The sequence below is a fragment of the Embleya sp. NPDC056575 genome (genome assembly GCF_042793325.1).
Taxonomy (GTDB): Bacteria; Actinomycetota; Actinomycetes; order Streptomycetales; family Streptomycetaceae; genus Embleya.
Window position 1 is genome coordinate 39,445 of sequence record NZ_JBHTVA010000005.1, and the last position, 21,250, is coordinate 60,694.

The following is a 21,250-nucleotide window of genomic DNA, read 5'->3' on the forward strand; positions in this document are numbered from 1 at the left end:
GAATCCCTGCCAACGGTTGTCAGGGATGGGGCGCCACGATGGGTGTCATGACGAGTTGGGCGGAGTTCGAGAAGGCCGAACCGGAGTTCGCGGCGACGGTGCGCGAGCGGTTCGGGATGTACAAACACCACGTGCTGGGCACGCTGCGTCGGGACGGCTCGCCGCGGCTGACCGGTCTGGAGGCCGACTTCCGGTTCGAGCAGATGTGGCTCGGCATGATGCCGGGCTCGCTCAAGGCGCGCGACCTGCTGCGCGACCCGAGGTTCGCGCTGTTCGCCAACCCGGGGGAGGGGGCCGAGATGACGCACGGCGACGTCCGGGTGAGCGGGCGCGCGATCGAGGAGACCGACGAGGCGCTGAAGAGGCGATACGTCGAGGAGACCAACGCGCCCACCCCGTTCCACCTGTTCCGGGTCGAACTGGGCGAGGTGAGCGCGGTCGGGCTCGACGGGCAGGAGATCGTGGTCCGGACCTGGCGCCCGGGCGCGCCGGTGCGCGGGGTCCGGCGGGGCAACGACGAGGAATCGGCGCGCGCGGAGGGGTGAGCGGTGGGCCCCGGCCGCGCGCGCCCGCCGGGGCTATTCCACCGGCTCGACCTCCGGGGCCTCGGCGTCGCCCTCCGGGGCGGGGATCGCGAAGCCTTCGCCGCGGCGCAGGGTCAGCTCCCGGGTGATCCCGATCCCGTCCAGGAACGGGCGGTCGTGGCTGACCACGAGCAGTGCGCCGCGATAGGCGCCCAGGGCCTGTTCGAGTTGGCGCACCGACGCCAGGTCCAGGTTGTTCGTCGGCTCGTCGAGGATCAGCAGGTGCGGCGGCGGGTCGGCGGACAGCAGGGCGGCCAGGACGGCGCGAAACCGTTCGCCGCCGGACAGCGTGCCCACCCGCTGCTCGGGGCGGTTGCCCCGGAAGAGGAAGCGGGCCAGCCGGCCGCGCAGTTCCGCGTCGGTCGCCTCGGGCGCGAAGCGGCGCACGTTGGCCAGGACGGTGGCGTCCTCGTCGAGGATGTCCAGCCGCTGGGGCAGGTGGCGCATCCCCTCGACGTTGATCCGGACGGTGCCCGCGGCCGGTTGCTCCGCGCCGGTGAGCAGGCGGAGCAGGGTGGTCTTGCCCGAACCGTTGTCGCCGACCAGGGCGATGCGTTCCGGGCCGCGCACGATCAGGTCCACGCCGTGCGGGCCGTAGAGCGCGTCCGCGGTGTTCAGGCCCTCGGCGGTGAGCACCGTGCGGCCGGCCGGCACCTCGGTCTCGGGCAGTTCGATCCGGATCTCCTTGTCCTCGCGGACCGCGTCCCTGGCCTCGGACAGTCGGCTTCTGGCGTCGTCGAGGCGGCCCTCGTGGGTGCCCCTGAGCTTGCCGGCGGCGACCTCCGCGCCGCGTTTGAGGTTGCCGGCCATGATCTTGGGGATGCCGCCCTCCAGTTGGGCCTTGCGGCCGGTGCGCTGTCGGCGGGCCAGCCGGATCTGCGCCTCGGCCAACTCGCGCTTTTGCTTGCGCACGTCGGTCTGGGCGACCCGGACCAGCCGCTCGGCGGTCTCCCGCTCCTGCTCCAGGATGTCGAGGTAGGAGCTGAGGTTGCCGCTGTGGGTACGGGCCCGGTCCGGCAACACCTCGACGATCCGGTCGACCAGATCGAGCAGCACCCGGTCGTGGCTGACCACGACGAGCACCCCCGGGTACCGGCTCACCGCGTCGTACAGCCGCTCGCGCGCGGACGCGTCGAGGTTGTTGGTCGGCTCGTCCAGGAGCAGGATCTCCGGTCGGCGCAGCAGCAGCGCGGCGAGCCCGAGCAGCACCGACTCGCCGCCGGACAGGGTGCCGACGGTGCGGTCGAGGTCGACGTGCGGCAGGCCGAGCCGGTCGAGTTGGGCCCGCGCGCGTTCCTCGACGTCCCAGTCGTCGCCGACGGTGTCGAAGTGCCGGACGTCGGCGTCGCCGGCCTCGATCGCGTGCAGCGCGGCCCGCGTGTCGGCGATGCCGAGCACGTCGTCGACGCGCCGGTCGGCGTCCAGCGGAAGGTGTTGCGGCAGGTAGCCGAGGTCGCCGGCGAGGGCGATCGACCCGGCGGTGGGGCGCAGCTCGCCCGCGATCAGCTTGAGCAGGGTGGATTTGCCCGCGCCGTTGACGCCGACCAGGCCGGTGCGCCCGCCGCCGATGGACAGATCCAGGTCGGTGCACACGGGGGTGCCGTCGGGCCAGGCGAAGGACAGGGCGGAGCAGACGATCGCGGGTGCGGTCGGAATGGACATGCGGATTCTCCCGGGACGCGGTGATGTACGGATCGCGTGGGACACCGCGCGGCGGGAACGGGAGGTACCGGGAACGAGACGGTCGACAACGAGAGAGTCGACGAAAAAGTCGTCCGGGACGGCCACACCGAGGTCGAGAACGCGACCGCGAGCACGACAGGCTCGAGCGGCGCGATGTCCTGACCTCAGATGCGCAACGGACCATCCAGACGGACGACAATGTGACCCGGCAAGGCTACCTCGGGCGCGTCGCGGACCTCAAACGCTTTCGTCGGCTTTTCGGACGCGCCGTTCCCGCAGGTCGAACCGGTAGGCGACGGCGGCGGTGCCGATCAGCAGGGCGAGCGGCGCGGCGAACGCGATCAGTACGTGCACGCGCAGGACGAGTATCGCGCCGGTGAACGCGCCCAGTGCCATCGCGATCGCGGAGAGCAGCCGGCGGCCGGCCCGGGATCCGGTGCCGCCGAGCCGGCGGATGTCGGCGGCCAGGCCGGTCAGCGTCTGGGACAACACGGTGGTGGTCAGGTCCGGGACGGCCAGCCGGCGGGCGACCGCGTTCTGTAGGCCCATGGCCAGGCCGAGCAGCAGGATCAGGGTGTAGCGCTCGCCGGTGCCCAGGCCGTGCACCGCGGCGGCGACGATCAGGGCCGCGGCGAGCAGCGCGGCCTGTACCGAGGCACCCACCCACAGCAGGCGCAGGCGGCGCGGGCCGAAGACCACGCCGAGTCGGCCGCCGCCGGCCGCGCCGACCAGGAACGCGCCGAGCGCGGCGAGCGAGGCGGCCACCGACAGGCCGGGGGCGCCGGCCAGGGCGAAGCCGGTGAAGACCACATTGCCGGTCATGTTCGCGACGAACACCCGGCCCAGTTCGAGATAGCTGAGCGCGTCCACCAGGCCGGTGACCACGGTGAGCACGATCAGCAGCGGGGGCAGCGGGGCGTGTGGGTCGTCGTGCGGCGGCAGCAGCGTGTGTTTGGCGTCCCGAAGCGTCTCGCGCATCGATGTCCCCTCCGGGATGGGCCGGTTCTCGGTTCGGGCCCGGCGACCGGACCCCGGGCGGCCCCGCGGGCCCGCCCCGTGCCGAGGCGAACCACCGGCTCGGGGCTACCCATTGCCGGTTCGGGACCCGTGACACCTGCGGCGGCTGTGCGGCCGCTCACACTGCGGCCGAGTGGCCGTACCCGTTCATCCCATGTGGTGGTGCCGCCCGGCCGCCCGGCGGGGCGGGTCGACGCACCGGGCGGCGGTCGATCTAGCCTGCTGTCGATTTCCCTATATTTCCAATCATTTGGGGCATTCGTGCGATCATCCCGCACCATGGCCGTCCTCGTCCTTGTCGTCGCGGTGGTCGCCGCCATCGGCTTCGTCGTCTTCGCCCGCGACCACGGGAACGATCCCGAACAGAAGGCCGCCGCACCCGGGAGACCGCCCCAGGGGTCGGCCGCTCGGGCCCCGGTGACCCTGATCGGCGACGGCTCCACCTCGAACACCGGCGAGCAGCCCAATCGGCCCAGGCCGGAGAAGCTGGCCCCCGGCGCGACCCCGCCGCAGTTCGTGGTCTTCTCCTGGGACGGCGCCGGCGAGGACGACAAGAAGTTGTTCTCCCGCTTCCGCCAGGTGGCCAAGGAGAGCAACGCCAGGATGACGCTGTTCCTGTCCGGGGTGTATGTGCTTCCCGAGGCCGGGAAGGCCAGGTATCAGCCGCCGCACAAGCCGATCGGCGCCTCCGACATCGGCTATCTCGACGACGCCCACCTGCGGATGACGCTGGAGCAACTCGGCGCCGCGTGGCAGGAGGGCCACGAGATCGGCACCCACTTCAACGGACACTTCTGCGGGCCCACCGGCGGCGGTTCGTGGTCGGCCGACGACTGGCGCAACGAGGTGGAGCAGGCCCGCGCGTTCGTGAAGAACTGGAAGACCAACACCGGCTGGACCGACCTGCCGGCGCTGCCGTTCGACTACGACAAGGAACTCATCGGCGGTCGGGCGCCGTGCCTGGAGGGCCAGAAGGCGCTGCTCGCGGCCGAACCCTCGCTCGGCTTCCGCTACGACGCGAGTTCGCCCGGCGGGCGGCAGGTGTGGCCGGCCAAGGTGAACGGGGTGTGGGACCTGCCGCTCCAGCAGATCCCGCTGCCGGGGCGCAAGTTCGAGGTCCTGTCGATGGACTACAACGTGATGTTCAACCAGTCGCGCACGGTCAAGGGCGACCCGGCGAAGTTCGGCGAGTGGGAGGACCAGGCGTACGCGAGCTACATGGCGGGCTTCGACCGCGCGTACACCGGCAACCGGGCGCCGCTGCTGATCGGCAACCACTTCGAGGGGTGGAACGGCGGCATCTACATGAAGGCCGTCGAACGCGCGATGCGCACGGCCTGCGCACGTCCCGAGACCAGGTGCGTGAGCTTCCACGACCTGGTGGACTGGCTCGACGCGCAGGATCCGGCGGTGCTGGCGAAGTTGCGCACCTTCGACGTCGGCGCCAAGCCGGACTGGGCGGCGCTCGGGGCGCCCCCTGTGCCCGCGGCTCCCGCCGCGCCGGGGGCGCCCGGCGCACGACAGGCCGCGATCGTGCGCGACCGCTACTGACGACCGACCGACCGACCGCCGACCGGGCCCGGGCGCCACCCCGCCCCGGTCGGGGTCAGCCGTGCGGGTGGCGCCGGTCCTCGCGCAGCAGCTCCGGCAGGGTCACCGCGCCGGAGCCGTAGCGGGCGGCCTGGTCGTCGGGGTTGGAGATCCGGCAGCGCTTCATCGACAGGCACCCGCAGCCGATGCACTGCTCCAGGCCGTCGCGCAGCCGTACCAGGGCCTCGATCTCCTCGTCCAGACGACCGCGCCAGGCCCGGCTGATCTTGGCCCAGTCGGCGGGGGTGGGGGTGCGGCCCTCCGGGAGATTGCTCAGCGCCGACCGGATCTCCTCCAGCGACAGGCCGATGTTCTGCGCCGCGCGAATGAACGCCAGTCGGCGCAGGATGTGCCGCTCGTACCGGCGTTGCCCGCCCGTCGTGCGGCTCGCGGTGATCAGGCCCTCGGCCTCGTAGTAGCGCAGCGCGGATGCCGCGAATCCGCTGCGCGCGGTCATCTGTCCGACCGTCAACAGGTCCGTTCCGGTGAGCACACCGTCTCCCAGGTCTCGTCCGAAGTTTCCGTGCGATGCGCCTCCCGGCCGCTTGACCTGAAGTGCACTTGAACTTGCAGTGTAGAGGGGCAGCCCATCACCGGGTGGGGTGTGGAATTCCCCTGGAGAACACCATGCCTGTCGCACTCGTCACCGGCGCTTCGCGCGGCCTCGGCCTGGCCTTGGCCCACGCGCTCGCCATCCGCTCCTGGACGCTGATCCTGGACGCCCGCGGGCCCGCCGACCTGGATCGGGCCGCCCGCCGACTGCGCGCTCTGGGCGACGCCGACGTGATCGCCGTCTCCGGCGACGTGACCGATCCCGCGCACCGTCGCGAACTGCGCGACCTGGTCCGCGAGTCCGGTCGACTCGACCTGCTCGTCAACAACGCGAGCACGCTCGGGCCCAGCCCGCTGCCGCCGCTCGCCGCCCACCCCCCGGCCGACCTGGTCCGGGTGTACGAGGTGAACGTGTTCGCGCCGCTGGCGCTGACCCGACTCGCCCTGCCCTTCCTGCTCGACGGCGACCGCGGTGCGGTGGTGAACATCAGCTCGGACGCCGCCGTCAACGCCTACCCCGGCTGGGGCGGCTACGGCTCGGCCAAGGCCGCCCTCGACCACGTCGGCGCGACGCTGGCCGCCGAGAACCCGGACCTGGACGTATACGCGTTCGACCCCGGGGACATGAACACCGACCTGCATCAACAGGCGTTCCCCGGCGAGGACGTCTCGGATCGCCCGGACCCCGAGACCGTGGTCCCGGCCCTGCTGCGGTTGTTCGACGAGCGTCCCGCGAGCGGGCGGTACACGGTCGCCGAGTTCGCCCCGGCGGTGATCTCGTGACCACCGCGACCGTGCACGAGGCCACCGAACCCGCCGAGGCACGGGGACTCGCGCGCGACGGGGTCCGGCTGCTCGTACACACGGGGGAGCGGGTCGAACACACCGTCTTCCGCGACCTCGGACGGCACCTGGGACCCGGCGACCTGCTCGTGGTGAACACCTCCGCGACGCTGCCCGCCGCGGTGGACGGCTACCGCGCCGACGGATCGCCGGTCACCGTGCACTTCGCCACCCGGCTCGACGAGGAGACCTGGATCGTCGAACTGCGGCACACCGACGGCACGCCCGGGCCGGTGGCGGGGGTGCGCCGCTTCGAGGCGGTGCGCTTCCCCGGCACCCGGTGCGGCATGGCGCTGCTCCTGGACCCGTATCCGCACGAGCACACCCCCCAGCGGTTGTGGAAGGCCCGGATCACCGTGCCGCACGCCCGGGTGGAGACCTTCCTGGCCGACCGCGGCCGGCCGATCAGTTACGCCCACGTGCGCGAGCGCTGGCCGCTGACGGCGTATCAGACGATCTTCGCCCGGGACGAGGGCAGCGCCGAGATGCCCAGCGCCGGGCGGCCGTTCACCCATGAGCTGGTGGTCGACCTGATCACCCGCGGGGTCACCGTCGCGCCGATCGTGCTGCACACCGGGGTGTCCTCCCAGGAGGTCGGCGAGCCGCCGCTGCGCGAGTGGTTCGCCGTGCCGGAGAGCACCGCGCACCTGGTGCGCCGGGCCCGCCGGGTGATCGCGGTGGGCACCACGGTGACCCGGGCCCTGGAGTCGGCGGTGGGCCCCGACGGCGAGATCGGCGCCGCGAGCGGCTGGACCGACCTGATGCTCGGCCCGGACCGGCCGGCCCGGGTGGTCGACGGCGTGATCAGCGGCCTGCACGCGCCCGAGGCCACCCACCTGCTGCTCCTGGAGGCGGTGGTGGGCCGGGCGGCGGTGCGCAGGGCCTACGACGCGGCGATGGCCGAGGACTACCTGTGGCACGAGTTCGGGGACAGTTCGCTGCTGCTGCCCTGAGCCGCGGCGGCCCGGAGTCGGCTCCGGGCCGCCGGCTCACCGCACCAACTCGGACACGGGCCCGGGCGAGGAGCCCGCGCTCCCCGGCGGGGCGGGGCGCCGGGAGCGTACCCACCACAGCACGATCACGCTCGCCGCCGCCGCGACCGCGCACCACGTCGACGCGAACGCGTGGAACCACAGACGCATCGTGACCGCCGCGCCGACGGCGCAGACCAGGCCCAGGAACCGCAACAGTCGGTCCCGGGCCAACAACAACGAGCCCAAGGTGGCGACCAGATAGCCGGCGATCACCCACGGGGCGGCGGGAATGCCCACCGAATAGCGCACGGTGTTCCCGCAGATCTCGGCGTTCACCGGGCGCGAGGCGAGTGCGTGCCCGAGAGCGCCCGCGACCACCAGGCCGAGCACGATGAAGAACGTGGCCCGGACCCGTTCGCGACCCCGGGCGAGCGGCCACTGGGCGGCCAGCACCGCGAGCGGGACGAAGGCGGGCAACAGCGGGAAGGCGATCACCGCCCAGGCCTCGCGCGCGATCTCGGCGGTACCCGCCGACACGTCACCCGTCTCGCCCTGCCACACCACCGCCTCGACGAGCTGATGGGCGCCCAGGATGACCGGCAACAACGCCATCGGCAGATCGTTGATCCGTCGCACGGAGGCGACGCTCGCTATGCCGACCGCCGTGATGGCACTGCCCATCACGAGGTCCGCACCGGCGCTCCAACACACGGCTGCCTCGATTCACGGGGAGGGTGGGGTGGTCCCGTGGCAGGCGTACCCACATGGTTGGTGTGTTCAACAGTTCATACGCTCATTCGGCCCCGGGAATCGACGTGGGATGGGTCACGCCCGGGTGTAGGGCACACGTACCGCCGACCGCCCGGCACGGTTGGCGCGGACGCCGTGAGTGCCGGCGGCGCGGGCGCGACGGGGCCGGGTGCGGCCGGACCCGGTGTCGGGTCCGGCCACGCCGTGCGTCAGTTGCCGGCCGTCCACTGCTCCCAGGTCAGGTTCCACGCGCCGTAGCCGTTGTCGGCCGCCACGGGCTTCTCCTCGTTGCCCTTGACCTGCACGATGTCACCGCGGATCGAACGCTCGTACATCCACTTGGCGTTCTCCAGCGTCATCGAGACGCAGCCGTGGCTGGTGTTGGCGTTGCCGAACGGGTTGACCGTGGTCCACGTGTTGGCGTGCAGGAACGTGCCCGACTCGGTGATCCGCATCGCGTACGGCACGGCCTTTTGGTCGTACTCGTTGCCCAGGCCGACGGTCTGCGAGTTCATGTCGAGCGTGGGGTAGCGCTCCTCCATCACCATGATCCCGTTCCACGTCGTGTACTTGGGGTCCTCGCCCGCGGTGATCGGGATCGTCTTGACCACCTGGTCGTTCTCGGAGACCGTCATCGTGTGCGCGTTGGCGTCCACCACGGCGATGCGCTTGGTGTCCGCGATCTTGAAGCCGAAGCTCTTGAACTGCTTGGACATCACCCCGCCGCCGAGGTCCACGCCGCGCAGGTTCAGGTCCACCTTCACCTGGGTGCCGGTCGGCCAGTACTCCTTCGGCCGCCAGTCCACCCGCGAGTTGCCGAACCAGTGCCAGGCGCCCTCGACCGCGGGCGTCGCGGTGACCTTGATCGCCTCCTGTACCGCCTTGCGGTTCTTCACCGGCTGATCGAAGGTGATCGACACCGGCTGGCCCACGCCGACCGTGGCGTCCGCGTCCGGCATGAAGGTGGCGGTGGCCGCCTGCGTCGGATTGAGCACGGTGAACGCCGCGTTGGCGGTGGTCGGCTTGTTCTCCGCGTTGACGGCGGTGGCGGTGACCGTGTACTTGCCGCCGTACATGAACGGCACCTTCGGCTTCCACGAGTCGCCGTTCAGCGCGCCGTCGACCGCCTCACCGCCCGCGTTGGTCACCTTGACCTCGGACACCTTGCCCCCGCCGACCGCGATCTTCACCGGGGTGCCCGGGTCGACGCCGGTGGCCTTGTCCACGGGGGTCAGGGTGACCACGGCGGGCTCGGCCGGGCCGGCGCGGTTCTCGCCGGCGGCCTTCGCCGGGTCCGCCGACTTCTTCGCGTCGTCCTTGCTACAGGCTCCGGTCAACAACAGGGTCGCCGCGACGAACGCCGCGACCCCGACACGCTGGGTGATACCGGTCATGAAAAGGGCCCCCCGGGCTCAGCCGTCCGATCAGGTGGATTCACCTGAGGGACGCCGCCGGCCGCGTGGCCGTTGCACGAGGGGCCCTGTGATCGAGGTCTCAATCGTCGCCGGGTGCGTCGCGCCCGGGGATCACTCCTTGGTCGCGCTGCCGGCCAACCACTGGGACCAGCTCAGGTTCCACGCGCCGTAGCCGTTGTCGGCCGCGACCGCGCGCTCCTTGGAGTTGACCACCTTGACCACGTCGCCGCGATCGGCGTGGTCGTAGAACCACTTGGCGTCCTCGGGCGTCATGCTCACGCAGCCGTGGCTGGTGTTGGCCCGGCCGAACGGCGGATTGGCCTTGTCGTACCAGTAGTTGCCGTGCACGAACGTGCCCGACGTGGTGATCCGGACCGCCCACGGGACGTCCGCGATGTCGTACTCCTTGCCCAGACCCACGGTCGCCGAGTTCATCCGGGTCTGGGTGTACTTCTCCATCACCACCATCACGCCGCCCCAGGTGTCGTACTTGGGGGACTCGCCGGTGGTGACCTTGATGGTTTTGACCACCTTGCCGTTCTCGGTGGTGGTCATCGTCTTGCTCGCCACATCGACGGTGGAGATCCGCGCGACGTTGCCGATCGCGAAGTTGAAGCTCTTGTACTGCTTGGAGCCCGCGCCGCCGCCGAGATCGGCGCCGCGCAGGTTGAGGTCGACCTTGACCTTGGTGCCGGCCTTCCAATAGTCCTTGGGCCGCCACTCCACCCGGGTGTTGCCGAACCAGTGCCACGCGCCGGACACCGCGGGCGTCGCGGTGACCTTCATCGCCTTCTCCGCCTCGGCCTTGTTGGTGATCGGCCGGTCGAAGCGCACCGAGACGGGCTGACCGACGCCGACGGTCCCACTGTCGGGGAAGATCGAGGCGGTCACCTCCTTGCCCAGCGTCTGGGTGGTGAACCTGGTGGAGATCGTGGTCGGCTGGTTGTCCGTGTTGGTGGCGGTGGTGCTCACCGTGTACTGGCCGCCGGGGGTGAACGGGACCTTCGGCTTCCAGGACTTGCCGTCGGGCGACAGGGTGCCGTCGACCTGTTCGCCCCTGGCGTTGGTCACCTTGACCGCGGAGACCTTGCCGCCCTCGATCGCGAAGGTCAGCGGATCGGCGAGGTCGACGCCGGTGGCGCCGTCCTCGGGCGTCATGGTCACCTGCGGCGCGGCCCCCTTGGCCGGCTCGGGGGGTTGGCCGGACTCGGTGCCCGGGGTGCCTCCGGACGCGCCGGGCGCGATCTTGGATTCGCTGCCCGCGTTGCTCGTCTTGTCGCCCTTGTCGTCGCCGCCCAGCAGCCCACAGGCCCCCGTGAACAGGATCGCGCCGGCGATCAGAACGGCCGGAACGGTGCGCCGTCGCATCGCTTTACCTGCCACGTTTCGGGATTCCCTTCACAACGGGTCGAAAAGACGGAGGCCGCGCGACGCGAGTCTCCGCATCATTGACTTCCGGAGGGGGTCTCAGGTTGCTCTCCGAGGGATGTGATGTACGTCTCGTTTTGGTGGGCGAGTGGTAGGCGAATGGTGGGTGGGTCCTCGATCCGACGGCCCGCGTGGCCCGGTGGTGGTCGTCGCCGGCGACGGCGGTGCGTCGGTTGTGCGGCGGATTGCGGACCGACGAGTCGACGGATCGACCGGCGTCGGAGTACTCGCGGCGGTCGTGCGCGCGGCGCGGCCGGCACGGAGTCCGCGTTCGTTGTACTTGCGTGGGCGTGCTCGGGGAGGGTATAAGCGTCGCGCCGCGATGCGCTCCTTCGAGTCTCCCCTATATACGGGTGACGCTCGCGGCTGGCCGCGAGCGCTCGAGGGTCTTCCGCGGGCCGGTCGCGCGGCCCCTTCCGGGGCGCTTCGTACGTGAGACTGATCACCGCCGCCGGGCTTCGCGCGGTGTCGCGGCCCGTCGGGCGCGGGTGGGTGGGGGTCGGCGAGCGCGGGCGTCAAATCCGGTCGGACGTGGCCGGATTCGTTCTCGGAGGGGTTTTGCGCCGGCTTGATCGCCCGCCGGAGAGATGGGTAACTCACGGACATATCAGCCCAGTTGGCGACACGTCAGGCTACGCATGCGTCCGGAAGGTCGGTGTTGGGCACGTCCGGATCCGGCCCGGTAGGCTCACGCCCGACCAGCCCCCGGCAACGAGGATCCGCTTGATGTCAGCAGTAGACATGCCCCCTCGCGCCCGGTCCGAACGACCCCCGATGGGGCGGCCACTGCTCGCCTTCGCGGTCGTGTCGATCTGTACCGCAGGCGTGGTCGTGTGGGCGGTGTCGGCCGTCGGCTCGAAGCATCGCACCACCGTCGCGGTGGGCGGCGTGGCGGTCGCGTTGGCGTTGGCCATCGCGGTCGCGGCCACCGTCTACGCGATCGGCACCGCGGACCTGTTGCGCGCCCGAGTCGCCACTCTGGAGGGTGATGCGGCCCGCTGGAACGACGCCAACCGGGACCGGATGTCCGCGTTCCAGGCCGAGGCGACCCGGGTCGCCGACCAGACGTTGCCCGCGCTGGTGGCGCTGCTGCGCGACGGCGCGTCGGTGGAGACCGCCCTGGCCGGTATACCCACGCCGCAACACGAGGCGCTGGAGCGGATGTTGACCACCGTGGCCCGCGAGGTGGGCCAGGGCGAACGTATGCGTGCCGCCGCGATGTCGGCGTGCGCGAACGCCGCCGGCCGGGTGCAGGCGTTGTCCACCAGCATGCTCGCCGACCTGCGCGAGATGGAGGGTCGGCACGGCGAGGAGGTCTTCGGCGATCTGCTCCGGCTCGACCACAGCACCGCCCAGGCGGGCCGGCTCGCGGACAGCATCGCGGTGCTCACCGGCGCGCGTTCGGGGCGGCGGTGGACCAAGCCGATCGTGATGGAGAGCATCCTGCGCGGCGCGGTCGGCCGGATCAGCGCGTACCAGCGGGTGCGGGTGCACTCCACCAGCGAGGCGGCGGTGGCCGGCTACGCGGCCGAGGGCGTGATGCACGCGCTGGCCGAACTGATGGACAACGCGACCAAGTTCTCGCCGCCCTCCGAGCAGGTGCACGTCTACGTCGAGGACGTGCCGGCGGGCGTCGTGGTCACGGTGGAGGACGGCGGCCTGGTGATGGGCGAGTTCGCCCTGCGGCGGGCCGAACAGGCGGTCTCGGCAGACGCGTTGGACCTGACCACGCTGTCGGGGACGCGTCTGGGGCTGGCCGTGGTGGGTTGTCTGGCCCGCAAGCACGGGCTGACCGTGTCCTTCCGGCCGTCCTCGCGCGGCGGCACGGGCGTCGTGGTGATGATTCCGCGGCAACTGGTCGGCGAGATCCGGCCCGAGCCGCGCAAGCGGGCCGCGCCCGAGGTGCGTTCGGGGCGGGCTCATCCCGTGGAGGCGGCGCCCGCGACCCGGGCGATCGCGGAGGCGCCCGTGACTCCCGCGGCTCCCGCAGCTCCTGCGGCGCCCGTGACTCCTGCGGCTCCCGCAGCTCCCGCGGCGCCCTCGCCGGCCGAGCCGGCGCCCGCACCCACGCTCTCCGGGTTGGCCAAGCGCCGCCCCGGACAGACCCTGGCCGCCGCGGCCAGGGCGGCCGAGCGGGCGGAGTCGCGCTCGGAGGCCGGATCCCGCGAGAGCAAACCGCGCCCCGCGCCCGGGGCCCGCTTCGGCGCGTTCCGCCAGGCGGTACAGGGCGAACGACCGGGTCGGGACGTGACGGCGTCCCCCGACGACAAGTCCTGATCGCCCCTTCGCCGGGTGGTACGCAACGAGAGAACGGAGGCGGGGGCGGGCATCCGAGCGATGTCCACCCCGGAAGCCCTATGAGCGCAACAGCACACGGCACCGAAGCGCAGCGGACCGACCCGCAACGGCGGTCCGAGCGTGACCTCGACTGGCTCCTGGAGAACCTGATCGAGCGCACCCCGGGCACGCGGCACTCGCTGGTGTTGTCCAAGGACGGCCTGAAGTTGTGCCGTACCGGCGGGCTGACGATCGACCAGGCCGACCAGCTCGCCGCGATCGCGTCCGGCATCCAGAGCCTGTCGCACGGCGCGTCGATCGAGTTCGGCGACGGCAGCGGCGGTGTGCGCCAGTCGATGACCGAGTTCCACGGCGGCATCCTGTTCATCGTCGAGGCGGGCGAGGGCGCCCACCTCGCGGTGATCGCGGACGACGACGCGGACGCCGGGGTGGTGGGACACAACATGAACGAACTGGTCGAGCAGATCGGCGAGTATCTGAGCACACCGGCTCGCAACTTCGACGAAGGCGGCCGATCGGCATGATCCGGCGGCCAGTCGACAGCGGCGATCCGGACCGGCTGTACACGGTCACCAACGGTCGAACGCGCGCCGACGAGGACGCGTTCGACCTGGTCACCCTGATCGTCAGCGAGTGCGAACCCACGCCGGGCATGCAGTCCGAGCACGTGCGGATCCTGCGGATGTGCGATCGGCCGACCGCCGTGGTGGAGATCGCCGCCGAACTGGGCCTGCCCGTGGGCGTGGTGAAGATCCTGCTCTGCGACCTGCTCGACACGGGGCGAATCACCGCGCGGCACCCGCGCCTGTCCCCGCGCCGGGCGCAACTACCCGATACCGAGATCCTGAAGCAGGTGCTCGTTGGACTCCACAACCTCTGAGCTCGCCACGTCCGAGCCGGCCGTGCGTACCCCCCTGGCGAGCACCGCGAGCGACGGGCTCAAGATCGCCATCGTGGGCGGGTTCGGCGTCGGCAAGACGACGATGGTGCGCTCGGTGAGCGAGATACGTCCGCTCAACACCGAGGAGACGATGACCCGGGCGGGTGTGGGCATCGACGACGCGCGCGGCGCGGACGGCAAGACCACCACCACGGTCGCCTTCGACTTCGGTCGGATCTCGCTCAACGACGAGATGGTGCTGTACCTGTTCGGCGCTCCCGGGCAGGAGCGCTTCTGGTTCCTGTGGGACCGGCTGTTCTCGGGCACGCTCGGCGCGGTCGTGCTGGTCGACCCCAGGCGGCTCGAGGACTCGTGGTACGCGATCGACCGCCTGGAGCACCACGGCATGCCGTTCGTCCTGGCCCGCAACAACTTCGGGCCGCCCGAGCACACGCTGGAGGAGGTGCGCGACGCGCTGTCCCTGCCCGCGGAGATCCCGATGGTCGACTGCGACGCGCGCAGCCGGGAGTCCAGCAAGGCCGTGCTGATCGCGCTGGTGAACCACCTCTACACGTTGTCCTTCGCCCGGGAGCACGCCCTGTGACCACGCCTTCGGACCTCAACGACCCGAACGCCCCCGCACCGCCCGAGGGTTGCCCCGCGCACGCGGGCGGCGGGCCGGCCCTCGACCCCTCGCACGAGGGCGCCGCGCGGTTGTCCGGCCCGGGGTTGTGGCAGGACCCGCACGGGATGTACCGCAAACTGCGCCAGGAGCACGGCTCGGTGGCGCCGATCCTGCTCGACGGCGACATCCCCGCGTGGTTCGTGCTCGGCTACCGCGAGGTGCACCACGTCACGGCGAACGACCAGATGTTCGCCCGCGACTCGCGGCGCTGGCACGCGTGGGACCGGATCGCGCCGGACTGGCCGCTGATGCCGTTCGTCGGCTACCAGCCGTCGGTGATGTTCACCGAGGGGCCCGAACACCGCCGCCGGGCCGGGGCGATCAGCGACGCGCTCGCGGCGGTGGACCAGTTCGAACTGCGCGCGCAGGCCGAGCGGATCGCGGACCGGCTGGTCGACGAGTTCGCCGGCGTGGGCGAGGCCGAGTTGATGGCGGACTACGCGCACCGGCTGCCCTCGCTGGTGGTGGCCCGGCTGTTCGGGCTGCCCGAGGAGGAGACCCCGGATCTGGTCCGGGACCTGGCCGGCTCGTTGGACGGCGGCGAGGGCGCGGTGGACGCGTACCTGCGGGTACGGGCCACGATGGCCCGGCTGTTGCAGCGCAAGCGCGAACGCCCCGGCGCCGACGTGCCGTCGCGGCTGCTGGTGCACCCGGCCGAGCTGGCCGAGGAGGAACTGATCCAGGACATGCTCGTGGTGATGGCCGCCGCCCAGCAGCCCACCGCGAACTGGATCGGCAACACGCTGCGGCTGATGCTCACCGACGACCGTTTCGCGCTGACCCTGTCCGGCGGCCGGCGCAGCGTCGGGCAGGCGCTGAACGAGGTGTTGTGGGAAGACACCCCGACGCAGAACTTCATCGGCCGCTGGGCGGTGCGTTCGACGGTGCTCGGCGGGCAGAAGATCAAGGCGGGCGATCTGCTGGTGCTCGGGCTGTCCGCGGCCAACACCGACCCGCAGGTGCGGCCCGACTCGCACGCCGGCGCGGCGGGGAACAGCGCGCACATGTCGTTCAGCCACGGCGAGCACCGCTGCCCGTACCCGGCGCCGGAGTTGGCCGAGGTGATCGCGCGGGCGGCGATCGAGGTGCTGCTCGACCGGCTGCCGGACGTGCACCTGTCGGTGCCCACCCGGGAGCTGGTCTGGCGCGACTCGGTGTGGATGCGCGGTCTGGAGAACCTTCCGGTCGAGTTCACCCCGGCGTACGTGGGGTGATCCCGGGTCGGCGCGGGGACGGGCGCGTGGCCCGTCCCCGGGGATCTCGCGCGGGGCCCGGAACCGCGGGACGCGGGACCGCGCGGCTCAGGCCGTGGGGGTGAAGGTGACCGGCAGCGCGACCGGGCCGCGGGTGAACACGCCCTTCTCGACGGGTGCGAAGCCCGGGGCGAAGGCCAGGTCGGGCATCGCGTCCAGGAGTTGGTTGGTGCCCACCTCGACCTCGGCCACCGCGAGCAGCGCGCCCACGCAGAAGTGCCGGCCGAGCGCGAAGGACAGATGGTCGGCCGCCGCGGAGAACGCGGTCTTGGCGGTCAGGTCCTCGCGGAAGATGTCGAACCGGTCGGGGTGCGCGTAGCGCCGGTCGTCCCGATTCGCGGCGCCGATCAGGCAGGTGAGCGTGCTGCCCGCGGGCACCACGCCGCCGGCGAGTTCGACGTCCTCGGCGGGTTGGCGCATGATCATGTGCACCGGCGGCGAGTAGCGCAGCGTCTCGGCGAACGCGCGCGGGATCAGCGAGCGGTCCGCGCGCACCGCGGCGAGTTGGTCGGGGTGTTCGAGCAGGTTCTTGAACAGGCTCGCGATCGCCTTGTCCGTCGTCTCGCCGCCGGCGGCGAGCAGCAGGCTGCAGAAGGCCTTGATGTCCTCGTCGCTCATCCGGGTGCCGTCGATCTCGGCCAGGCACAGCGTGGACAGCAGATCCTCACCGGGGTTCGCGCGCCGCTCGGCGATCAGCGGCAACATGTACGCGGCGAACTCGTCCCGGGTGCGCAGCCCGGCGGCGGCCACACCGGGGTCCTGGCTCAGGTTGCCCAGGAACGCGATGACCGAGGTGTACCAGCCCTGGAACCGCTCGTGGTCGGCCTGGTCGAGGCCGAGCATGTCGGCGATCACGTTGACCGGGAAGCGCTGGGCGAACTCCGGCACCAGGTCCACCGATCCACGCGTGCGGAAGGTGTCCACCAGCTGTCGGGCGTTGCGCTCGATCACCGGCATGAACGTTTCCTGAAGGGTGCTGCCGCGAAACGCCGGTGCCACCAGCGCGCGCCGCACCGCGTGTTCGCGCCCGCTCATCTGCAGGATGGTCCGCCCGTGCACGGGCTCCAGCTGCCAGTCGTAGTTGTCGGTGGTGAACACCGGTTCCTTGAAAGCCCGTTCGAGGTCCGCGTAGCGCGAGATGACCCAACTCTGCATTCCTTCGTGCCACAGCAGCGGGTGTTCGTCCCGCATGCTCCGGTAGAGGGGATACGGATCGGCCGCGAACTCGGGCGAAAGTATGTCGGGCACGTCCAGAGCGGTCATCGAATCGAATCCCCTTGTCCCGCAACGCGATCGAAGATCATCAACCAACCGCCCCAGGCTATGGACCCAACCACCCCGGGGTCCACCCCGCCCGCGGGGCCGACCTCACCCTTCCGCGGTCAGGCGCTCCGCGAGTTCGCGGGCGTCGACCGGCATTCCCTGGGTGGGTACGCCGTAGCGCGCCAGGGGCTGGTCCACCGCGAGGAGGTGGTTCGGGGCGCGTTGCGCGGGCGCACGCTCCAGGACGGTGGTGCCCGTCGCGGCCTCCAGGGCCGGCGCGTAACCCGCACCGCGCAGCGCGATCAACGTCTCCTCGGGTGGCGCGGTGGAGATCAGCACGGTCGGGGCGATGCGGCGCAGGCCCAGTTTGGCCAGGGCGCGGGTGCCGGCGACCTCGGCGATCAGTGCAGGGTCGTCGCAGCGGATGCAGCAGGCCGAGCGAACCACCCGCAGCCGCCCGTGGGTTCGCGCGGTGTCCTTGATCGTGTACGCCAGTGCCTGGGGCAGCGGCAGCCCGTTCGCGGAGGCCGCGGCCAGGCGTTCGGCGACTTCGTCCGCGCTGTGGCCCGCGTCGTAGGCGCGCCGCAGGGACGCCGGGCCGATCCGCCAGACCACGGCGTGCCCCTCGGATTCGATGTCGCCGACGGCGGACAGCAGTTCGGCGAGTTCGGGGGCCGGCGCGCCGGTCACGGTGGCGGTCAGGTCGGATTGGAACCGGGCGGTGGTACTCGGCGCGGGCAGCGTCGTACGCAACGTGTCGCGCAACGCGGCGACGGCGCGCGCGAGCGCGGGGCGTCGGGTGACGTCGATGCCGAGGCCGTCGGGTCCGGATGCCTCGGGATCGGCGTCGGCGCCGGGGACGGCGGGGAAGTGGTCGGCGGCGCGCGCGTCGAGGAACGCGCCGACCGCGCGGCCGATCCCGGTGAGCGCGCCGCTGGCCACCAGCCCGAGCAGTTCCGCCTCGGCCAGTGTCGCGGCCAGTCGCCCGTCGAACTGCGCGTGCTCCTCGGATGTGGCGGAGACGTCGCCCAGGAGGGAGGTGTCGAGGATGGGTTGGAACCACGCGGCACGCTCGAAGAGTTCGGCCCTCGCCTCGGGCCCCGGCGCGAGACCACGCCCTTCCGGGAGAGTCGCGAGGGCGCACAACACGCCATGGCGCAGCGGCACCGCGACACCGTCCTGCGGACTGACCAGGGCCACGGGCGTCTCGCCCGCGTCCTCGGGCCAACAGGTGAACACCTCCGGCACCACCGCCCACGTGGCGATCAGCGGCAACAACTTGCCCGCGGGCGAGGCGGCCACCCAGTCGTCGTAGCGCTCCGTGGGCAGCAGTCGCGCCGCCGCGGGTGGCGTCGAGGCCGCGCGCCTGCCCTGCCGTTTGCCCTGCGGTCCGCCCTGCTTGGACTCCGGCGCGTCCACGTGCGGCCCCGCAAGGCCGGCGTTCACCGCCAAGTCGAGCCATAGGCGGGTGTGTTCCTCGCTCGCGCCGGCGGCCTTGGCCAGCCGACGGGTGTCGCGCACCGCGATGCCGCCGGCCTTGCGAACGGCGACCGGGTGGGCGGCCAACTCCCGCAGGACCAACTCCGCGCGCCAGGCGGCGGCAGCGGCCGCCCCGGCGCCGTGTTCGTCGGTGCCGCGCGGGAGCGGTGTGGTGCGGGTCAACGGCTCGGGAGTCAACGCGATCGGCAGGGCCGCGTCGTCGACGCGCAGGGCGCGCGCCACCTCGTACGGCATCTCGACCAGGTCCTGATCGACGGGGACGACCATGCCCCGCGCCGCCAGCCAGTCGGTACCCGGATCGCCGGAACCGCCTTCGCGGAACGTGTACTTGGTGCCGGCACCGTAGTAGCGGCCACCGATCGCCACGAAACAGTGCGTGCGCAACAGCGGCGGGCCCGGTACCAGGTGCTCCAACAGGTCCAACGCGTCCCGCGGCGCGTCGGCGACCATGGCGCGTACCCGTTCGGGATCGGAGAGCACCGCCACTATCCCACGCTGCGCGTCCGCGCGGGTCCGCACGTCGCCGAGACCGAGCCCCGAGGCGACGCGCTTGACCTCGGACGCGTTGAACGCGGTGGTCAACAGCCGTTCGGCGGGCGCCCCGAATCCGGCCAGGTCCGCCGCGAGCGTGTGCACCAGCGACGGCACCGCCAGCCGGCCGCCCGGTGCGGGCAACAACAGCGCCCGCTCGCGCAACCCGTCCACGGTCTCGGCCACGCGCTCTCGCGGTATCCCGGCAGTTGTCAGTCGGTCCAGCAACTCGGGTTCGGACACCAGGCGGTCGTACGGCTCGACCGATGGGGGCACCGCCGCCGTCGACCACGTGGACACGGGCGGGTGCGCGTCCGGTACCGGGCCGTACTCCTCCAGCGCCCGCAACGCCACCGCCGCCAACAGCGCGACGTCACCGGCGGTCACCCGCGACAGCCCCACCATCACGGACTCGTCCGCCACCAGGAACCGCGCCAACTCGCGGAAGCCGGCAACCCGCGTGTATCCGGCCGAGCGGGGCAACGCCCGCTCCTCCAACAGAGCCGTCAACCGCTCGACCGACAACCCGGCAAGCCACCGCTCCAACGAAGCAACACAATCCACACGACGAGCGTAGGCCACGCGTGACCGGCCGCCGCGAAGCACAACGCGGGCCCGGCCGGCGCCGCGCCCAAGCATCCCGGCCGAGGGCGCCGCGGGCCTATCCCGACTGCGATCCGCCGCCTGTGCGCAGGCGGTCGTCGATGTCGCGGACGAAGGGTTCGCGGGACCAGGGGGCCAGTGATGCCCGTACCGTGCGGACCCGGTCCACCGCCGTCGCGTACCCCTGCACGCCGACCAGGTCGAGCGCCTCCTCCAGCAGCCGACACGCGTCCTGCGGCTCTTGGGCGCCGACCGCCGTCGCGGCCAGTTCGGCCAACGTCATCGCACGCTGCTTGTGGCTGTGCGCCGGCAGCCCCGCCAGGGTGCGCTCCAGCGTCGCCCGCGCCTCCGCCGAGCGCCCGGCGGCCACCTCCGCGGCGCCCCGGAAACCCTCCAGGCGGGCCGCCGAGAACCAGTCCAGCCAGGCCGGCGGGCCGTCCGCCGTCCACGACCCGGGCGTGTCCGGCGGCGCGAACGTGTCGGCGGCCCGGTCCAGCAGCGGAAAGGCCGCGTCGGGCGTACCCAGCCGCACCTCCGCCTCCGCCGCGATCGCGTCCAACCAGGCCCGCAGCGTCGGACCCGCGTCGCCGCTCGTGGTCCGCTCCCGCGCCGCGGCCAGCGTGTCCCGGGCCTCGGTGCCGCGCCCGGTCCAGGCCGGGGCGAAGGCCATGTGCCCGAGCACGGCGGCGGCCAGCGAGCCGTCCCGGCCCCGGTCGGCCGCCTCCAACGCGAGGTCCTGCCAGCGCCGCACGTGCGGCCCGCGCAGGCTCAGGTCGAAGAAGGCGATCCGGGACGCGAGCAGCGCGGTCTCCGCGATCGCGGAGTAGTGCGCCCCCTCGGGTCCCTCGGCCAACAGTCGGGCGCCGTGGCGGGCGTGTTCGGCCACCACCGGGAGCAGCCGCCCCGGTTCCTCGATCCAGTAGCGGGACCGCAGGCGGGCGGTGGTGGCCACATAGGCGGCGGGGTCGGGGAGGGCGGGTGCCGGCGCCGAGGAGGCGTACGCGGCGGATGTCTTCGCCGTGAGGCCGGCGACGGCGGCGCCGGCCAGAAAGGTACGTCGTTGCACCGCGTCCTCCATACGCGTCGGTTGACGGACATGACTGGGAGGACCCGCTCACGTGATACACCGGGTCCGAAAGATCCGTGCTGGATCTCGATCGTGACCCGGTCCCACCTGCGGCGTCATGCCTCTAGCCCGTTAGGGCGGCAAGAGTCCTCAGCGCGTCCTTCAGGAGTCCCACCGCGGGCCTCGTCACACCGTGTGCCGGCCTGGTTGCATCTAAGGGCAGGGCGGACGACGCACGACTCGGACGCCTTTGGCACGTGCAGGACACAGAGGACGCTTCGAGGACCTCCCGGCCCCCGGGGACGAATCCGTTTCCATGACTTCCATGACGAAAC

General features: G+C 72.0%; 18 protein-coding genes. 9 read left to right on the forward strand and 9 right to left on the reverse strand.

Annotated elements, in window-relative coordinates; genetic code table 11:
* Positions 1-47 precede the first annotated feature (47 nt).
* Positions 48-545: a pyridoxamine 5'-phosphate oxidase family protein gene (locus ACFRCG_RS04985; protein WP_380028883.1), complete on the forward strand. Its 498-nt coding sequence runs from the start codon at positions 48-50 to the stop codon at positions 543-545.
* A 33-nt stretch (positions 546-578) separates the two neighbouring features.
* On the opposite strand, the gene ACFRCG_RS04990 is transcribed toward ACFRCG_RS04985, so the two are convergent.
* Both ACFRCG_RS04990 and ACFRCG_RS04995 read right to left on the reverse strand, forming a co-directional pair.
* Positions 579-2,246, reverse strand: a complete 1,668-nt coding sequence (locus tag ACFRCG_RS04990; RefSeq protein ID WP_380028885.1) for an ABC-F family ATP-binding cassette domain-containing protein — start codon at positions 2,244-2,246, stop codon at positions 579-581.
* A 258-nt stretch (positions 2,247-2,504) separates the two neighbouring features.
* A complete protein-coding gene (locus tag ACFRCG_RS04995; RefSeq protein WP_380028887.1) occupies positions 2,505-3,245 on the reverse strand; it encodes a YoaK family protein in 741 nt (246 codons plus the stop codon).
* A 318-nt stretch (positions 3,246-3,563) separates the two neighbouring features.
* Here ACFRCG_RS04995 and ACFRCG_RS05000 point away from each other — a divergent pair, with 318 nt between their 5' ends.
* Entirely contained in the window at positions 3,564-4,835 is a 1,272-nt protein-coding gene (locus tag ACFRCG_RS05000; protein WP_380028889.1) for a hypothetical protein, read from the forward strand.
* Between the two features lie 55 nt (positions 4,836-4,890).
* Here the strand turns inward: ACFRCG_RS05000 and soxR are convergent, their stop codons facing one another.
* Positions 4,891-5,367: a redox-sensitive transcriptional activator SoxR gene (gene soxR / locus ACFRCG_RS05005; RefSeq protein ID WP_380028892.1), complete on the reverse strand. Its 477-nt coding sequence runs from the start codon at positions 5,365-5,367 to the stop codon at positions 4,891-4,893.
* Positions 5,368-5,501: 134 nt separating this feature from the next.
* On the opposite strand from soxR, the gene ACFRCG_RS05010 reads away from it, so the two are divergent.
* Entirely contained in the window at positions 5,502-6,209 is a 708-nt protein-coding gene (locus ACFRCG_RS05010; RefSeq protein WP_380028893.1) for an SDR family NAD(P)-dependent oxidoreductase, read from the forward strand.
* Positions 6,206-7,222: an S-adenosylmethionine:tRNA ribosyltransferase-isomerase gene (locus tag ACFRCG_RS05015; RefSeq protein WP_380028895.1), complete on the forward strand. Its 1,017-nt coding sequence runs from the start codon at positions 6,206-6,208 to the stop codon at positions 7,220-7,222. The genes ACFRCG_RS05010 and ACFRCG_RS05015 overlap by 4 nt, the downstream gene beginning before the upstream one ends.
* A 36-nt stretch (positions 7,223-7,258) precedes the next feature.
* Here the strand turns inward: ACFRCG_RS05015 and ACFRCG_RS05020 are convergent, their stop codons facing one another.
* The 3 genes from ACFRCG_RS05020 to ACFRCG_RS05030 form a co-directional block, all read right to left on the reverse strand.
* The gene (locus tag ACFRCG_RS05020; protein WP_380028897.1) at positions 7,259-7,924 is read right to left on the reverse strand and encodes a DUF6629 family protein; all 666 of its coding nucleotides are present in this window, start codon (positions 7,922-7,924) and stop codon (positions 7,259-7,261) included.
* Between the two features lie 278 nt (positions 7,925-8,202).
* Positions 8,203-9,387, reverse strand: a complete 1,185-nt coding sequence (locus ACFRCG_RS05025) for an Ig-like domain-containing protein (RefSeq protein ID WP_380028898.1) — start codon at positions 9,385-9,387, stop codon at positions 8,203-8,205.
* Positions 9,388-9,519: 132 nt separating this feature from the next.
* Complete coding sequence (locus ACFRCG_RS05030) at positions 9,520-10,776, reverse strand: Ig-like domain-containing protein (protein WP_380028900.1); 1,257 nt, start codon at positions 10,774-10,776, stop codon at positions 9,520-9,522.
* 786 nt (positions 10,777-11,562) lie between these two features.
* On the opposite strand from ACFRCG_RS05030, the gene ACFRCG_RS05035 reads away from it, so the two are divergent.
* From ACFRCG_RS05035 to ACFRCG_RS05055, 5 genes are all read left to right on the forward strand, one after another.
* A complete protein-coding gene (locus ACFRCG_RS05035) occupies positions 11,563-13,113 on the forward strand; it encodes a sensor histidine kinase (RefSeq protein WP_380028902.1) in 1,551 nt (516 codons plus the stop codon).
* 80 nt (positions 13,114-13,193) lie between these two features.
* Entirely contained in the window at positions 13,194-13,658 is a 465-nt protein-coding gene (locus tag ACFRCG_RS05040) for a roadblock/LC7 domain-containing protein (protein WP_126643224.1), read from the forward strand.
* Positions 13,655-14,014: a DUF742 domain-containing protein gene (locus tag ACFRCG_RS05045; RefSeq protein ID WP_078977125.1), complete on the forward strand. Its 360-nt coding sequence runs from the start codon at positions 13,655-13,657 to the stop codon at positions 14,012-14,014. Before ACFRCG_RS05040 ends, ACFRCG_RS05045 begins: the two co-directional genes overlap by 4 nt.
* Positions 13,995-14,618: an ATP/GTP-binding protein gene (locus ACFRCG_RS05050; RefSeq protein ID WP_126643223.1), complete on the forward strand. Its 624-nt coding sequence runs from the start codon at positions 13,995-13,997 to the stop codon at positions 14,616-14,618. The genes ACFRCG_RS05045 and ACFRCG_RS05050 overlap by 20 nt, the downstream gene beginning before the upstream one ends.
* Positions 14,615-15,913: a cytochrome P450 gene (locus tag ACFRCG_RS05055; RefSeq protein WP_380028904.1), complete on the forward strand. Its 1,299-nt coding sequence runs from the start codon at positions 14,615-14,617 to the stop codon at positions 15,911-15,913. Before ACFRCG_RS05050 ends, ACFRCG_RS05055 begins: the two co-directional genes overlap by 4 nt.
* A gap of 87 nt (positions 15,914-16,000) precedes the next feature.
* Here the strand turns inward: ACFRCG_RS05055 and ACFRCG_RS05060 are convergent, their stop codons facing one another.
* The 3 genes from ACFRCG_RS05060 to ACFRCG_RS05070 form a co-directional block, all read right to left on the reverse strand.
* A complete protein-coding gene (locus ACFRCG_RS05060; protein ID WP_380028906.1) occupies positions 16,001-17,215 on the reverse strand; it encodes a cytochrome P450 in 1,215 nt (404 codons plus the stop codon).
* A gap of 105 nt (positions 17,216-17,320) precedes the next feature.
* The gene (locus ACFRCG_RS05065) at positions 17,321-19,810 is read right to left on the reverse strand and encodes a helicase-associated domain-containing protein (RefSeq protein ID WP_380028909.1); all 2,490 of its coding nucleotides are present in this window, start codon (positions 19,808-19,810) and stop codon (positions 17,321-17,323) included.
* Positions 19,811-19,907: 97 nt separating this feature from the next.
* Entirely contained in the window at positions 19,908-20,915 is a 1,008-nt protein-coding gene (locus tag ACFRCG_RS05070) for a transcriptional regulator (protein WP_380028911.1), read from the reverse strand.
* Between the last annotated feature and the right edge of the window lie 335 nt (positions 20,916-21,250).

Coding starts and splice junctions, on each gene's coding strand:
- ACFRCG_RS04985 (WP_380028883.1), top strand. CDS start 48: ATGACGAGTTGGGCGGAGTTCGAGAAGGCCGAACCGGAGTTCGCGGCG.
- ACFRCG_RS04990 (WP_380028885.1), bottom strand. CDS start 2,246: ATGTCCATTCCGACCGCACCCGCGATCGTCTGCTCCGCCCTGTCCTTC.
- ACFRCG_RS04995 (WP_380028887.1), bottom strand. CDS start 3,245: ATGCGCGAGACGCTTCGGGACGCCAAACACACGCTGCTGCCGCCGCAC.
- ACFRCG_RS05000 (WP_380028889.1), top strand. CDS start 3,564: ATGGCCGTCCTCGTCCTTGTCGTCGCGGTGGTCGCCGCCATCGGCTTC.
- ACFRCG_RS05010 (WP_380028893.1), top strand. CDS start 5,502: ATGCCTGTCGCACTCGTCACCGGCGCTTCGCGCGGCCTCGGCCTGGCC.
- ACFRCG_RS05020 (WP_380028897.1), bottom strand. CDS start 7,924: ATGGGCAGTGCCATCACGGCGGTCGGCATAGCGAGCGTCGCCTCCGTG.
- ACFRCG_RS05025 (WP_380028898.1), bottom strand. CDS start 9,387: ATGACCGGTATCACCCAGCGTGTCGGGGTCGCGGCGTTCGTCGCGGCG.
- ACFRCG_RS05030 (WP_380028900.1), bottom strand. CDS start 10,776: ATGCGACGGCGCACCGTTCCGGCCGTTCTGATCGCCGGCGCGATCCTG.
- ACFRCG_RS05035 (WP_380028902.1), top strand. CDS start 11,563: ATGTCAGCAGTAGACATGCCCCCTCGCGCCCGGTCCGAACGACCCCCG.
- ACFRCG_RS05040 (WP_126643224.1), top strand. CDS start 13,194: ATGAGCGCAACAGCACACGGCACCGAAGCGCAGCGGACCGACCCGCAA.
- ACFRCG_RS05045 (WP_078977125.1), top strand. CDS start 13,655: ATGATCCGGCGGCCAGTCGACAGCGGCGATCCGGACCGGCTGTACACG.
- ACFRCG_RS05060 (WP_380028906.1), bottom strand. CDS start 17,215: ATGACCGCTCTGGACGTGCCCGACATACTTTCGCCCGAGTTCGCGGCC.